Annotated in this window: 14 protein-coding genes; 1 reads left to right on the forward strand and 13 read right to left on the reverse strand. The window is 57.7% G+C overall.

The annotated features are described in order from the left end of the window. The 9 genes from mfd to putP form a co-directional block, all read right to left on the reverse strand. Positions 1 to 3,285, reverse strand: a complete 3,285-nt coding sequence (gene mfd / locus H1B31_RS10730; protein ID WP_185980310.1) for a transcription-repair coupling factor — start codon at positions 3,283 to 3,285, stop codon at positions 1 to 3. Next, positions 3,282 to 4,892, reverse strand: coding sequence for a CTP synthase (locus H1B31_RS10735; RefSeq protein WP_185980311.1), 1,611 nt, complete (start codon positions 4,890 to 4,892; stop codon positions 3,282 to 3,284). Before H1B31_RS10735 ends, mfd begins: the two co-directional genes overlap by 4 nt. A gap of 23 nt (positions 4,893 to 4,915) precedes the next feature. Then, positions 4,916 to 5,245, reverse strand: a complete 330-nt coding sequence (rpoE, locus tag H1B31_RS10740; RefSeq protein WP_185980312.1) for a DNA-directed RNA polymerase subunit delta — start codon at positions 5,243 to 5,245, stop codon at positions 4,916 to 4,918. Positions 5,246 to 5,269: 24 nt separating this feature from the next. Beyond that, positions 5,270 to 6,928 (reverse strand): arginine--tRNA ligase, encoded by a 1,659-nt coding sequence (argS, locus tag H1B31_RS10745; RefSeq protein ID WP_185980313.1) that lies wholly within the window; start codon positions 6,926 to 6,928, stop codon positions 5,270 to 5,272. Between the two features lie 16 nt (positions 6,929 to 6,944). Further along, positions 6,945 to 7,376, reverse strand: coding sequence for a YwiB family protein (locus H1B31_RS10750; RefSeq protein WP_185980314.1), 432 nt, complete (start codon positions 7,374 to 7,376; stop codon positions 6,945 to 6,947). 36 nt (positions 7,377 to 7,412) lie between these two features. After that, entirely contained in the window at positions 7,413 to 7,877 is a 465-nt protein-coding gene (locus H1B31_RS10755) for a chemotaxis protein CheX (protein ID WP_185980315.1), read from the reverse strand. Between the two features lie 3 nt (positions 7,878 to 7,880). Further along, a complete protein-coding gene (locus tag H1B31_RS10760) occupies positions 7,881 to 8,744 on the reverse strand; it encodes a response regulator (protein ID WP_185980316.1) in 864 nt (287 codons plus the stop codon). 66 nt (positions 8,745 to 8,810) lie between these two features. Next, the gene (locus H1B31_RS10765) at positions 8,811 to 9,176 is read right to left on the reverse strand and encodes a VOC family protein (protein ID WP_009441842.1); all 366 of its coding nucleotides are present in this window, start codon (positions 9,174 to 9,176) and stop codon (positions 8,811 to 8,813) included. 67 nt (positions 9,177 to 9,243) lie between these two features. After that, positions 9,244 to 10,716 carry a sodium/proline symporter PutP gene (putP, locus tag H1B31_RS10770; RefSeq protein ID WP_185980317.1) on the reverse strand — a complete coding sequence of 491 codons (1,473 nt, stop codon included), beginning with the start codon at positions 10,714 to 10,716 and terminating at the stop codon, positions 9,244 to 9,246. Positions 10,717 to 10,777: 61 nt separating this feature from the next. Between putP and H1B31_RS11515 the strand changes: the two genes are divergently transcribed. Next, complete coding sequence (locus H1B31_RS11515; protein WP_226372168.1) at positions 10,778 to 10,903, forward strand: secretion protein HlyD; 126 nt, start codon at positions 10,778 to 10,780, stop codon at positions 10,901 to 10,903. 118 nt (positions 10,904 to 11,021) lie between these two features. Here the strand turns inward: H1B31_RS11515 and H1B31_RS10775 are convergent, their stop codons facing one another. The 4 genes from H1B31_RS10775 to H1B31_RS10790 all read right to left on the reverse strand — a co-directional run bounded on the left by H1B31_RS10775 (position 11,022) and on the right by H1B31_RS10790 (position 15,214). Further along, positions 11,022 to 11,183 carry a rubredoxin gene (locus H1B31_RS10775; RefSeq protein WP_009441845.1) on the reverse strand — a complete coding sequence of 54 codons (162 nt, stop codon included), beginning with the start codon at positions 11,181 to 11,183 and terminating at the stop codon, positions 11,022 to 11,024. A gap of 285 nt (positions 11,184 to 11,468) precedes the next feature. Beyond that, on the reverse strand, positions 11,469 to 12,260 hold the full coding sequence (locus H1B31_RS10780; RefSeq protein WP_185980318.1) for a response regulator transcription factor: 792 nt from the start codon (positions 12,258 to 12,260) through the stop codon (positions 11,469 to 11,471). Then, positions 12,253 to 13,947, reverse strand: a complete 1,695-nt coding sequence (locus H1B31_RS10785; RefSeq protein WP_185980319.1) for a cache domain-containing sensor histidine kinase — start codon at positions 13,945 to 13,947, stop codon at positions 12,253 to 12,255. The genes H1B31_RS10780 and H1B31_RS10785 overlap by 8 nt, the downstream gene beginning before the upstream one ends. A gap of 253 nt (positions 13,948 to 14,200) precedes the next feature. Continuing rightward, positions 14,201 to 15,214, reverse strand: a complete 1,014-nt coding sequence (locus tag H1B31_RS10790) for an ABC transporter substrate-binding protein (RefSeq protein ID WP_185980320.1) — start codon at positions 15,212 to 15,214, stop codon at positions 14,201 to 14,203. Between the last annotated feature and the right edge of the window lie 34 nt (positions 15,215 to 15,248).

Raw genomic sequence — 15,248 nt, forward strand, 5'->3', positions numbered from 1 at the left:
TCACTCTCCACTTGCCATCTGCACAATCTCCAGTGCCGTATCCAATATCTCCCTGCGCTCCTTCGGCTGCAAGCGAATGCGGTAGCCATCTCCCTCCGGCAGGGGCCCAACACGCCGCCCAAAGGCGCGGTCAAGGCGCATGAGCGCGGGCAGGGGCAGCTTCTCTCCCTCGGGCAGTGCGATATCCAGAGCCTCCCCCTTAGCCGCAATGCTGCGCGCGCCAAAGCTGCGCGCATAGTTCTTGATGCGCGCGATGTCGAGGAGTGCGAGCACAGGTGCTGTCGGCTCGCCGAAGCGGTCGATCAGCTCGTCGAGCAGTGCATCCAGATCCTCATTCGTACGGACAGCGGCAATCTTCTGATAGATCTCGATCTTGTGCATCGCATCATCGATGTAGCCGCCGTCGAGATAGGCCTCCACGGGCAGATCGATGACCGTCTCCACGGGCGGCGGCACAGGTGCCTCACCGCGCTTGCGCGCAACAGCTTCCTCGAGCAGCTTGACATACATCTCAAAGCCGACGCCTGCGATATGCCCATGCTGCTGTGCTCCAAGCAGACTACCCGCCCCGCGAATCTCGAGATCGCGCATGGCGATCTTAAAGCCCGAGCCAAGCTGGGCGAACTCCTTCATCGCCTGCAGACGTTTCTCCGCTGTCTCGCTGAGTACCTTGTCGCGTCGATACGTAAAGTAGGCAAACGCCATCTTTGCCGAACGCCCCACACGCCCGCGCATCTGATAAAGCTGCGAGAGCCCAAAGCGATCAGCATCGTAGATGATGATCGTATTCGCATTTGCCACGTCGATGCCGTTCTCGATGATACTCGTTGCGAGCAGGATGTCATAATGTCCCTCGTAGAAGTCCATCATGACCTGCTCGAGCACGTCTTCGTTCATCTGCCCGTGTGCCGAGGCAATGCGCGCCTCGGGCACGAGACGCAGCAGATGCTCGCGCATGCGGTCGATGCTCTCCACGCGGTTGTAGATGAAATAGATCTGCCCCCCGCGCGCAAGCTCGCGTTCGATCGCGCCACGCATCATTGCATCGCTGCTCTCCACAACGTAGGACTGCACGGGCAGACGGTCGGCGGGCGGCGTCTCGATGATGCTCATGTCGCGCGCTCCCGCGAGCGACATATGCAGCGTGCGCGGAATCGGCGTCGCCGAGAGCGTCAGCACATCGACCCCCGCCGCGAACTCCTTGATCTTCTCCTTCTGCGTGACGCCGAAGCGCTGCTCCTCATCCACGATCAGGAGACCGAGGTTCTGGAAGCGCACGCGCTTCCGATTGAGGATCGCGTGCGTCCCGATGAGGATGTCCACGCGCCCGCGTGCCACCTCGTGCAGGGTTGCAGCCTGTTCACGCACGGAGCGGAAGCGGCAGACCACGTCCACCTTCGGCGCGAACTCGGCAAAGCGCGCAGCAAAGGTCTGGTAGTGCTGCTGGGCAAGCACCGTCGTCGGCACGAGCACGGCGACCTGAAAGCCGTCCATTGCTGCCTTGAACGCCGCACGCACGGCGACCTCTGTCTTGCCAAAGCCCACGTCCCCGCAGAGCAGGCGATCCATGGGCTTCTCGCTCTCCATGTCGCGCTTAATCTCTGCAACGGCGCGCAGCTGATCTGCCGTCTCCTCGTAGGGGAACGCCTCCTCGAACTCGCGCTGACCTGCATCGTCGGGTGTGAAGGCATGCCCCTTCGCGAGCTGGCGCGCGCTGTAGATCTCGAGCAGATGGTCGGCAATATCCTCCACGGACTTCTGCGCCTTTGCGCGCGCACGCGCCCAGTCCGCCGTACCCATGCGGTGCAGGCGTGGCGCTGCGCCCTCCGAGCCGATGTACTTTTGCAGGAGGCCGACCTGATCTGTCGGCACGAAGAGCTTGTCGTCTCCGCCGTACTGAATGCGCAGGTAGTCGCGGTGCACACCTGCCACCTCGAGCGTCTCCACCCCGAGGTACTTCCCAATGCCGTGTGATACATGGACAACGTAGTCGCCGGGCGCAATCTCGCGAAAGTGACGGATGCGCTCCCCTGCCGACGGTGTGCGCCGCAGCTTTGCCTTGTGGCGCCCAAAGATATCCTGCTCCGTAAGAACCGCAATCTTCGCCGCGCTCAGTTCAAAGCCCGCGCGCAATGCCCCCGAGGTCACGACTACCGCATCCCTGACCTCCTCACCCTCCCTGCGAAGAACAATTGCAGGGATCTTCCATCCCGTCAGCATATCGCGGACGAGATTCGCCCGCTCCACGCCGCCTGCGAGGACAAGCACTCTTGTCCCATCCGCAAGATAACGGCGCAGTTCACTCTCGAGGAGGGCGAATTGACGCTGAAATGCCGTCATCGGCACCATGTGGAAGCCGACAAGGGTCGTCGGTGCACAGGCGGGATAGGAGCGGCTCATCAGTGCGGCAAACACTTCGTGTCCCGCCGCGCCCGCCACAACCAGCTCCTCCCACGAGAAGAGGCGCGCGGCGCGTATGTCATCCTCCTGCGCAGCGTCCGAAAGCGCTGCACTCAGACGGGATGGCTCATCGAGCAGCGTGATTCCCTCTCGTCCGAGATACGTCAAAAAGCACGCCTCCCCCTCATCATCCGCTGCACGCAGCGGCATGACGGAAGCCGTGCCGATATTTTTGATGGAGCGCTTTGTCAAAGGATCATACTCGCGCATAGAGTCGATCTCCGCGTCGAAGAATTCGATGCGGATGGGAGAGAGCGCGTTGATGGGAAAGATGTCGACGATGCCGCCGCGCACGCTGAACTGCCCAACGTGCTCCACCTCGGCCGCGTGCTCATAGCCGAGCGCAGTCAGGCGCTCGAGCAGCGTATCGCGCGGCAGTTCCTCACCGAGGCGCAGGGAGAGCGCAGCGCGCGAAAACTCTGCCGTACTGAGCCCCTTCTGTGCCGCCGCCCCGATATCCGCGAGCACAATGATCGGCTCATGGCGCAGGAGCCGGGCGAGAATGTTCATCCGCTGTGCCGAACGCTCGAGCCCCTTTGCCGCACCGGGTGCAGCGAAATCGATGCGATCCAGCTCGGGCAGTTCGTAGACATCCGCCTCAGGCAGGAGCGATGCCAGATCCTCCTGCCACGCGCGCAGCGCTTCGCGCCCGCTCGTCACAATGGCGAGTGGGCGCGGGGCGCTGTCATAGGCAGCAGCGACGGCAGCGTGCTTCATAGAGCCGGCAAAGCCGTGCGCAAGGATTTGCTGTGGCTCCCCGCCCAATGAATCTACCAGCTGATGCACGCCGCTGTCTGCACGCAGGATCGAAAAGAGTGCGTTCATTTGGGAGCTGCAGCGAGCGCTGCGCGCACAAAACCTGCAAAGAGCGGATGCGGATGGTTCGGCCGCGACTTGAGCTCCGGATGGAACTGAGAGGCAACGAACCACGGATGATCCGCGATCTCCACGACCTCCACGAGGCGGTTGTCGGGGCTTGTGCCCGCAATGACCATGCCCTTTTCCTCGAGCTGTGCACGGTAGGCATTGTTGAACTCAAAGCGATGGCGATGGCGCTCGCTGATCTCGATTGTGCCGTATTCTGCACGGGAGCGGGACGCGTCGGAGAGGATGCACGGATATGCACCGAGGCGCATGGTACCGCCCTTTTCCTCCACATCCTGCTGATCTGCCATCAGGGCGATGACGGGATGCGGCGTCTCGGGCACAAACTCCGTGCTGTGCGCATTGGCGAGACCCGCAACGTGACGCGCGAACTCGATGACGGCACACTGCATGCCGAGACAGAGCCCGAGGAAGGGAATCTCATGCTCGCGTGCATACTGGATCGCGCGGATCTTCCCCTCGACACCGCGGTCGCCGAAGCCGCCGGGGACGAGAATCCCCCTGCATCCGACGAAGATCTCATCGAGATCGGCATTCGGTGCCTCAAGCTCCTCCGCGTTGATCCACGTGATCTTCACCTGAGCATCGTGCTCGATGCCGCCGTGATGGAGCGCCTCCGTCACAGACATATAGGCGTCCGGCAGGGCGACGTATTTGCCGACAACGGCGATCTTCACCTTTTTCGTGGGATGGTTGATCTTGAAGACCATCTTCTCCCACGTCTCCATATTGGACGGATCGAAGTTCATCGCCATCTTCTCGAGCACGATGCGGTCGAGTCCCTCCTGCTGCATCATGAGGGGAACCTCGTAGATCGTCGCTGCCGTACGGTTCTCGATGACGGCATCCGCATCCACATCGCAAAAGAGTGCGATCTTCTCCTTCATCTCGCGCGGAATCGGCTGCTCCGTGCGGCAGACGAGGATATCCGGTTGGATGCCGATCGCGCGCAGCTCCTTGACGCTGTGCTGCGTCGGCTTCGTCTTCAGCTCGCCCGCCGCCCCGATGTAGGGCAGCAAGGTCACATGGATATAGAGTGCGTCGTTCTTGCCGACTTCCTTCTTAACCTGGCGAATCGCCTCGAGGAACGGCAGGCTCTCGATATCGCCGACCGTCCCGCCGATCTCCGTGATGACCACGTCGGCGTTGTCCGCCTTTGCCACATCGTAGACGCGCTGCTTGATCTCGTTCGTGATATGCGGAATGACCTGCACCGTCGAGCCGAGATAGTCGCCGTGGCGCTCCTTGTTAAGGACGGTCGAGTAGACCTTGCCTGTCGTGATATTCGAACGCTTTGTGAGGTTAATGTCGATGAAGCGCTCATAGTGCCCGAGATCGAGATCCGTCTCCGCCCCGTCGTCGGTGACGAACACCTCGCCGTGCTGATAGGGGCTCATCGTGCCGGGGTCAATATTGATGTAGGGGTCGAATTTCTGAATCGTGACCTTCAGCCCGCGATTCTTGAGCAACCGACCGAGCGATGCCGCCGTAATGCCCTTGCCGAGCGATGAGACCACTCCACCCGTGACGAAAATATACTTTGCCATGCCGTTCCTCCGCACTCCTTACATCAGTTCTGAATGCTCTCGAGCTTCTTCTTGCGCGCTGTCTCCTTCGTAATCGCCGTCTTTGCCGTAGCGGAGGAGGCGCGGGACGAGGAGCGCTTGACCTCAGGCGGAACCCACTCCGTCAGCCCCCATTTGCTCTCGCCCTCATAGTGAAAGCGGCTGTCCATGTTCATCATCGTGTAGATCTCGGAGATCGCCATCGCCAGAGACTGTACGGGTTTGTGCGTCGCCTCGATGACCTCGGTGATCAGCTCCTTATAGTGAACGGGCGTCCCCTTCTTCGCGAGGATGTGATAGGCGGCGTCCACTTCCGACATGTGTTCAAAATCCATAGATACGCTCCTTTCAAGCGGCGCTTACATCTTCTCCGGTGCCGAGACCCCGAGCACGCCGAGACTGTGGCGAATCACGCGCCCTGTCGCAAGCACAAGGGCGAGGCGCGCAGAGGCGAGAGCCGGCTCCTGTCCGACAATGCGGCATTTATTGTAGAACGAGTGGAATGCACTCGCGAGTTCATGACTGTAACGTGCAATGCGCTGCGGAGCATAATCCGTCGCTGCGCGCGCGATTTCCTCGGGGTAGGAGGCGAGCTTCTTGATGAGTGCGATTTCCGTCTCGTCCGTCAGGAGCTCGAGCTCTCCCCCATCCCGCACGGCAATCCCCGCCTCATCCGCCTGACGGAAGATGCTCGAGATGCGCGCATGCGCATACTGGATGTAGTAAACGGGATTCTCATTGGACTTCTTCTTGGCAAGGTCGAGGTCGAAATCAAGCTGACTGTCGAGCGAGCGCATGAGGAAGAAGTAGCGCGCTGCATCGACGCCGACCTCCTCCATCAGCTCGCGCAGTGTGACCGTCTCACCCGTGCGCTTGCTCAGCTTCACGAGCTCTCCATCACGGTAGAGGCTCACCATCTGCAGGAGGAGTATCGTGAGCACTTCGGGATCGTGTCCGAGTGCCGCCATCGCCGCCTTGACACGCGCCACATAGCCGTGGTGATCCGCGCCCCATATGTTGATGAGGCGTCCGTAGCCGCGCTCGTATTTATCGTCGTGGTAGGCGATGTCTGCTGCGAGATAGGTCGGTACGCCGTTATCGCGGAAGATCACGCGATCCTTGTCATCTCCGTAGTCCGTCGAGCGCAGCCAGACTGCGCCGTCCTTCTCGTATGCCTTCCCGCGCTCGAGCAGCGTGTCCACCACACGACGCACGGCATCGGGATGCAGTGTGCGCTCGCTGTACCAGCGATCGAAGGTCACGCCGAAATCCGCCAGATCCTCCTCAAGCGCCGCAAGTTTCTCGCGGTAGGCGACATCCTGAAAGAGCTGCAGACGCTCCTCCTCGGGCAGTGCGAGATACCTATCCCCCTCGCGGTCAATGATCCGCTGCGCCGTCTCCACGATATCCGCACCGTGGTAGCCATTCTCGGGGAAGACCACCTCTTTGCCAAGGAGTTCCAGATAGCGCGCATTCACCGACACAGCGAGGAGATTCATCTGATTGCCTGCGTCGTTCACATAGTACTCGCTGTCCACAGCATATCCCGCCGTGCGCAGCAACTTCACAAGCGCCGAACCAACGGCGGCACCGCGCCCATGTCCTACGTGCAGAGGACCCGTCGGGTTCGCGCTGACGTACTCCACCTGAATACGCGGCGCATCCTGCGATGGCAGCGTACCATAGTCCTCTCCTGCAGCAAGAATGGCACGCAGAGTATCGGCAATCACCGACTTTTTGAGATAGAGATTGATGAAGCCGGGGCCTGCGACCTCCGCACGATCGAGCCAGTCACCCGCGAGATGCGCCTGTATCGCGGCTGCAATCTTCTGCGGCGGCTGACGAAAGACGCGTGCGGACTGCATGGCAAAATTCGTCGCAAAGTCGCCGAGTTCCTTCTCGGGCGGCTCCTCCAGAAGAATTGCAGGGAGTGCGCCGCCCTCCGGCAGCTCTCCCGCCGCCACAGCTGCCTCTACTGCGCGTATGAGCGCCTGCTCGATCTGCTGCTTGATATCCACCTTCGTTATTACTCCTTTACATAGGTTCGATCCGTATCTCGAGCGTATTATCACTTTGACGCACGCCATCCACATAGAGTGTATAGAAGAGATATATCTCCTCCCGCCCGTCCGCAAATGTACGCATGCGCAGGCGGCGCGTATCCGTCTTGATGAGGAAAGTGCCGTACGGCGTACGGTAGTTGCTCGAGCGCTCCTCACCTGCGGCAAAATGCTGCGTCCAGCGTACAACGCCGCGACGCTGGAGCATAACCCCCGCCGCGCCGATCCGCAGAACCGACGGAACGGTCTCACCATCGATCAACGTCGCATCATCGTAGCTGACATAGTGGCTCTCACCACGCAAAAAACGCTGTCCGGTAACGGACAGCGCAATGCGGCTCTCCTCGCCCGCAGCATCCACCTGCCTCCCGTCGAGGAAGACACGTACCTGCTCCGCACCCTTCATCGAATCGTCCCTCCGACAAAAAGTGTCCTGCATAGCCTAATTCTGATCGACGGCAATCGCGAGATCCACCATCTGACCGCTCAAATTCATCTCCACAACGAGGTATTGCCCATCGCTGATCTTGACATCGAAATCCTTGCCCACGCTCAGAGACGGGGTGGAGATGTCAACGTCGAGTCCCAGCCCCGTGATATTTGTCGCCGTGTGCGCCGTCAACATGTTGCTAAGCTCCGAGATCGCGCTCTGTGCCATCTCGTCAAACGTCTCCACCGGCATTCCCATCATCATCTGAGAGGCGATGAACTTTGCCGTATCCTCACTTATATTGTAGACGACATTCCCGCGGATCTGCTTCGTAAAGCCGACCAGCATCGATACCCCGTGACTCTTGACTCGATCCGATGCGGCATAGAGTTTTGTCCGCGTCGGCTCGGGGAACCCCAGCATCGGCATGACCGTTGTAAAGGCATCCACAAAAGGATTGATCAGTTTTGCATCCATCTACTACTCTCCCTCTGCAAAGCCCACATTCATCCGCACCATTCCAATTGGCAGCCGTATGCTGATGCAGAACGTCGTCATACGTGGGCTGACAATATGCACCTGAGACCCATGAATCGTCCCCGGCGGTGTCAGGCGCAGTTCCTTTCCCTCAAGTACGTTGTTGATCTTCGAGACGGCACGTCCCGCGAGGATGTTCGCCGCCTCCTCGACGGCATCCACCGCCTCGACATCATCGACTTCTTCCACAGATGCACGTCCAAGCATGTGCATCGCGAACAGCTTGATTACAGACTCATCCATATAGAAAATCGCACGACCTGTCGTGAATCCCGTAATGCCGATAATGACGGCAACACCGCTCACATCGAGTGAGCGCGAATCATACGGCTCAATCTCGACCTCCCCCTCCATGCCGAGAAGCCCTGCGAGTCCCTGTTGGAGACCTCGCCCAAAGGGCTTGGCATAGAGTTCACGAAACGCCGACTCCTGACTCACCGCAGACTCACAGATGAGATGGAGCGTGTCCACAAGATCCGACTTCGACACCGGCTTTTGCAAAAATGCGCGGATTCCGACAGCCTTTCCCTGCGTGATGAGATTCAGATCCTTCATCGCACTGATCATCAGAATTTTTGCATGCGCATCCGCCGCAAGAATACGTTTGCTGCACTCCAACCCATTTGCATCTGGCAGATTCATATCCATTGTCACAAGATCCGGATGCAGCTCCGTGTAAAGGCGCAGTGCCTCTACCGCATCCGCCGCCATCCCGCAGACCTCGAAATCCGTATCCCTTAGATTTTCAGCAATCATCACGCGGCTGATCTTGGAGTCATCCACAATCAGCACCCGTAATTTCCCCATACAAACTCACCCTCTTTTACGGACTGTTACATGTATTCCCTATTATACACGAAACAACGGCATTCGTCACATGTTTTTTGGCAAAACTTCCACCCAGTACCCGTCCGGATCTTCAACGAAATAGATGCCCATCTCCGCATTTTCATAGCAGATGATGCCCATCTCCGCATGTTTTGCGCGTGCTGCAGCATAATCGTCCGTATAGAGCGCGAGATGGAACTCCTTCTCCCCAAGATCGTACGGCTCCGTGCGCGCATGCAGATACGTCAACTCGAGCTCGAAATCCGTCACGCCATCCCAGAGGTAGACGAGCGTAAATCCCTCAGCCTCCAAGCGGCGCTTCTCACGAAAGCCGAAGGCCTTCTCATAGAAGTCCATGCTGCGTGCAAGATCAAGCACATTGAAATTCACGTGCGTAAACGTAAATGACATCCTGTCCTCCCAACCAAAAATACATTGTATCTCGGAAACACTGCATATGCAGTAACAAACACAATAATTACGTGCGGTCTACGCGGTCAAAGAGCTCCGTCACCTCAGGTGCGGGCTCCCGATCGAGCTTGCTCACAATGTAGATCGCAAGAAGTCCGAGCAAAAAGCCCGGCACAATCTCATAGAGACCAAAGAGCGCAAACTGCTTCCAGATGAGCACCGTAATGCCGCCCGTCACAATCCCCGCAAGCACGCCACGTTCCGTTGTGCGTCGCCAGAACAGACACATGAGGAGCGCAGGGCCGAACGAGGCACCAAATCCCGCCCATGCGTACGCCACCATATCGAGGATGAAATTATCGGGACTCAGTCCGAGGTAGATCGCCGCCGCCGCAATTGCAAGCACGGACAGGCGGCTCACCCAGACGAGCTCCACCTGCTGTGCATTCGGACGGAAGCTACGCCGATAGATATCCTGCGCGAACGCCGATGCCGCAACGAGCAGCTGCGCAGAGGCTGTACTCATGATTGCCGCAAGCACCGCCGCAAGGATCAGCCCTGCCACAATGGGCGGGAAGAGCTCGCCCGCCATCGCGAGGAACACCGTCTCTGCCGCCGTCCCCTCAAGGGGTGTCTTGAGATAGACTGCACCGACCATGCCGACCAGAATCGCAGCGGAGAGCGAGATCACCACCCACGCCATTGCAATACGCGTCGCCTGCGGCAGCTCCTCCGCATGACGAATCGCCATGAAGCGCACGAGGATGTGCGGCTGTCCGAAGTAGCCGATGCCCCATGCCATGAGAGAAATGAATTCAATGAATCCGAGCGTACTCCCGTCCACCTTTGTCAGCGGCGAAAAGAACGAGGCGTGCTCCATGTAGATCAGCTCCGCCGTCGCCGTGAAGCCGCCGAGCATGACGGCAGCACCCACGGGCACCACGAGGATCGCGAAGAACATCATCACGCCCTGGATGAAATCCGTGCGCGAGACGGCAAGGAAGCCGCCAACAAGCGTATAGAAGACGACCACGGCCGCGCCTGCAATGAGAGCCGTGAAATACGGCAGCTGAAAGATCGTCTCGAAGAGACGCCCCGCCGCCACGAATCCCGAAGACGTATAGAGAATGAAGAAGATCAGAATGAAGATTGCCGGCACGATGCGCAGTGCACCCGATGTCGCAAAGAACCGATTCTCAAAGAAATCCGGCAGCGTCAGCGAGTTGTTCGCAAGCTCCGTATAGACGCGCAGGCGCGCCGCAATGAACTGCCAATTCGCCCATGTACCGAGTGCAAGACCGAGGGCAATCCAGCCCGCATTGAGCCCTGCCACATACGCAAATCCGGGCAGCCCCATGAGCATCCACCCCGACATATCCGATGCCTCGGCGCTCATCGAGGTCACCCATGCGCCGAGTTTCCGATTGCCAAGAAAGTAGTCGCTCATATTACGCGTACGCCGATAGTAATAGACGCCAATCCCCATCATCACGAGCATATAGACAAGGAAGATGACGCTGATTTCAATTTGCTCTGCCAAAGACAAATCCCCCGTTAGCAAGGAATCGCTGATAATAATGAAGTCCGTCAGATTGGTGTAGATTTTTTGTCCTGTCAAGGAGACAAACCGGACGCATAGCAAAAGCTATGTGGAGGATTTGTCGACGCAGAGAGGGCGAAAAAGATGCGCCAAGATGATCGGGCTGAATTTATCAGTGCTTCCTTAAACAATATGACGTTCATTATACGAGATTTTTGCCCGAAAAGCAAAATTTTTCAGGAGCTCGCGCTCTTTGGCATGAAAAAACCCCGCATACGCGGGGTTGCTCTCCTAGATGGACGACGTTACTCCTGCTGTTCAAACAGAGACTTGTCCACGCCACAGAGCGGGCAGACAAAATCCTCCGGCAGATCCTCAAACGCCACACCTGCGGCGAGATCGTAGTCGGCATCGCCGACTGCCTCATCATAGACCCAACCGCAAACCGTACAAACCCATGTCTTCATGGGAAGCCCTCCTTAATATAATACACACGATTAAAACATAACACACAGATGTATCGGGAGGTTAGACTTATGTATAAGTTACTACCCAATAACAATTATTATATTACAACATATTTTGTATTTTGGCTAGGGGTTTTGAAAAAAATTTATAAATTTTTACGGAATCGCTGATAAAATGAAGCCCGTCAGATTGGCGTAGATTTTTTCGTCCGAACGAGGAGGCAAACCGGACGCAGAGTGGTGCTCTGTGGAGGATCGAGGGCGAAGTGCGGGCAAAAAGATGCGCTAAGATGGCGGTGCTGAATTTATCAGTGCTTCCTTACCATGGCGATATTCTGTTGGTTTTACGCCCATATGCTTTTGAAAGATCTTGCTGAAATAGCGCGTGTCTTGATAGCCGCAGGCAGCGGCAATCGCATAGATCTTCTCATCGCCCTCACGCAGCATCTGCCCCGCACGGCGCAGGCGGCAATCCGTGAGATAGGCGCTAAACGAGGTGCCGCAGCGTGCGAAGAGCTTGTGCAGATAGCTGACGCTCAGTCCCAGCTCATCCGCGACCTCACGCACGGTGATCGGCTCCGCCATATGCTCCTCCATATGGCGCACAGCGTGCAGGAGATAGCCGCGGACCGGCTCCTCCTCCGGCAGATCGAGATGTGTGACGATGACCTCCGAAGCATTCGCTTCATGGAGATGAACGCGGCGCTCCCTGATATGGTCTGCTGCCAGACGCACGGCCGCGGAGAGCTCCTCATCGTCAAGCGGCTTCAGGAGATAGGCACATACGCCAAGTGCAATCGCCTGCTGCGCGTACTCGAACTCACCGTAGCCTGAGAGAATGATGTACTCTGCTTCCAGCTCCTCGCGCAGGCGCGCAATCACATCCAGCCCCGAGAGCCCGGGCATTTTGATATCCACAATCAGTACATCGGGACGATACTCGCGCGCGAGAAGAATCCCCTCCATGCCGCTGCCTGCCGCACCGATGACCTCGGCGCCAAAATCCTCCCACGGCGTCAGGCGCATAATGCCCTCACGCTGCATGGGCTCGTCGTCAATAATCAGCACTTTAATCATAATGAGGAGCCTCCTCCCAGTGCTTCAATCTCAGTATTACCTCCGTCCCTTTCCCCTCCGCAGAGTGCAACTCAACTCCGCAAACTTCATCCCCATTCAGCACCGCGCGCATGTGCACATTGTAAAGTCCAAAATGATTGTCATCCCGCCGCGCGAGCACTTCCTGCTGCCGCTCGGGACTCATCCCCTGTCCGTTGTCCTTCACGCGAAAGACGAGATACCCGTCTTCCCGCGCGCCTGTGATCGTGATGCATCCGCCGCGTTCTGCCATCTCGATGCCGTGCTGTATCGCATTTTCCACAAGGGGCTGCAAAATCAGCTTCGGCACATAACAGCCATATGCCGAGGACTCCACACGCACCGTCACCTTGAGGCGCCCCTCGAATCGGCGCTGCTGGATCTTCAGATACGTGCGGAGAAAGGTGAGCTCCTCCGCCACTGTTACGAACTCCTTCATGCTCACCGAGGCACGCAGCAACTTCCCCAGCTGCACGGCAATGTCGGCAGCCCCCTCACTATCGCCGAGTTTTGCACTCCACTTGATGAGGTTGAGCGTATTATACATGAAATGTGGCTTGATCATCTCCGTGAGCGATTTCACCTGCGCCACGCGCAGTGTCCGCTCGCGCTCCCGATTTTCTGCAAGCAGCGTGCGGATATGCGAAACGAGGCTGTTAAATGTCAGTGCAAGTTCCCCGATCTCATCGCCGCGCTGCGCGTCCACCTGTACCGAGAAATCATCGCGGCTGCGTACGCGGCGCATGGCAAGCGCAAGGCTGTGCAGCGGACGCCAGAGATGACGGCTCAGCAGATAGGCAAGATACGCAGTCATGCAGAGCGCGACGGCATCCACCATCAGCACGAGACGGAAAAGATAGTCAAGCGGTGCGGAGTCAAGCCGCTGGCGCAGATGCACGGCAAAGCCCGTATCCGACGAGGAGTAGGCATAGTCGCGAAAGACAGACTCCGAAGCCGTCCCCTCCTCGGGCGTGGAAAATACGGAAGAAAAACCCTCGCGGTGATGATCGAGCATGTCCATCATGACATAGCGATAGCGATCCGTCAGGATGATCTGCCCTTCATTGCCGTCCTGCACACGCTGAATGAGCGGCACAAGAGCCTCACGCCGCACATCGATAACGGCAAAGCCGAGCAGCTCCTCCCCCTGACGAATCGCACGCGCCATCGAAAAGACCGTCTCCCTGCGATCTGCCTCATAGCGGTCTGCAGAAGCAATCACCCAGTCCTGCCCCTCCACGGCACGGCCGAGCAGCCCCCAATGCAGATGTTCCGGCAGCCGATAATCGCGCGGCAGATCATCCGTCGCAATGACCTGACTGCCGTCTGCGGAGAGGAGATAGATTGCTGCCTCGCCGGAACGTCCTGCCAGAATCGCATAGAGATCGCCGTAGATGTTCTCTACATCTGCACGCTCACCACGCAGAAATGCAATGGTCTCCCCACGCACGAGCAGAGGGTTCATCAGGCGCTGATAGCTGCCGACAAGATTGTCGATCTCGCGCGAGATGCGCTGTACCTCGGCACGGCCGCCCTTTGCCTGCGTATTTTCATAGACACGATCCGCCGCATAGAGGATCATCGCAGAAGCTAAAAGGAGCGGAAAGAGTCCCCCAAAGAGCAGATAGGCAAGCAGTCGCTTCTGATAGCTGATCCGATATCGTCCCATAAATGGCGCAGCCCCTCTCCAGCCGCAAGTAAAGAGCGACGGAAAAACGAGGAAAACAAAAGTCTTCCTTAATGTTCAGACTATAAAGAAAGAATACGGATAAATTCAATTCCTGTCAAGTAAAATCATGTATAAATAGAAAAAATATATTTACATACAAAAAGGAACGAAAGCAAAGGAAAAACCGCCACGAAACGTGACGGTCTTGGAAGGGGAAAATATGGGAATGGGGGGATGGGGGGAAAATGGGGATTTATTTGATAACCGCCGCGCGCCATTTGCTTAGGAACTCGTCCCGAAAGGAGACGGCGCGCTGCGTATCAAACCAAATGTAACGAATCTCCGAAAGAGGACGAAGATTCGGCGGTGCCGGAATATCGGCACGCGTTGAGCGTCGTTCATATTCGCCGAGGCGTTCATGAACCTGACGGCTCATCAGGAAATTGAGGAATTTCTTTGCATTCTCTGCGTGCGGCGCATTTTTAATGATTGCAATTCCGCCCGAGGACACAGCCGTCCCCTCTTCAGGATAGACAATCTTCATATGGGCACCGCCCGCAATGTATGTGAGTACAGCCTCCTCAAACGTTGCAGTAACGGCGTATTCTCCATCGGAAAGTGCCTTGATCTGCGCTGCTGAGCTGGCGGTACTGCGTCCGTCGAGCTGCTCTGCCACTTCTCCGATGACTGTGGTATCGCCGCCAAGGGCATCCATCATCGTCAGGAGGACGGCATAGGAGGACGTGGACTTCGTCGGGTCTGCCAGTGCAATGCGTCCACGAAACTTTGGGTCGAGCAGATCCCGCCACCCCTTTGGGGCGTCTGCCTCGCTCACCAGATCACTGTTGTAGGCGATGACGTAGGGATCCATAACCATGTTGTAGAATGCATTGTTCCCGCGCACAAAATTGGGTAGAATTGCAGATTTTTCGGGTGACACATAGGGTTCGAGATAGGACTCAAGTGCGACGTAGGCATCCGTCGTTCCGCCCCATATAATATCGCCGTGCGGGTTCTCCTGCTCCGTGCGGACACGCGCCATGAGCTCGCCCGAACTGCCGCTGACAAGCTGTACCTGTATGCCGGTCTGCTCCTGAAACTCTTTGGCAAGCGGAGCTGTCCAGTCATCCGTATTACAGTTGTAGACAACAACGATATTTTCATCCGGCTGCACGCTCTGCGTCTCTATGCCGCAGGCTGCAAGGAGAAACCCTGCCGTGAGCAGAAGCGTCGCACCCCATATCTGCATGCGCTGAAAGATGATCATCGTGCGACACCTCCTCAACGAGATGTCATCAATT

This window comes from Selenomonas timonae (assembly GCF_014250475.1).
In the GTDB taxonomy this organism is placed as follows: Bacteria; Bacillota; Negativicutes; order Selenomonadales; family Selenomonadaceae; genus Centipeda; species Centipeda timonae.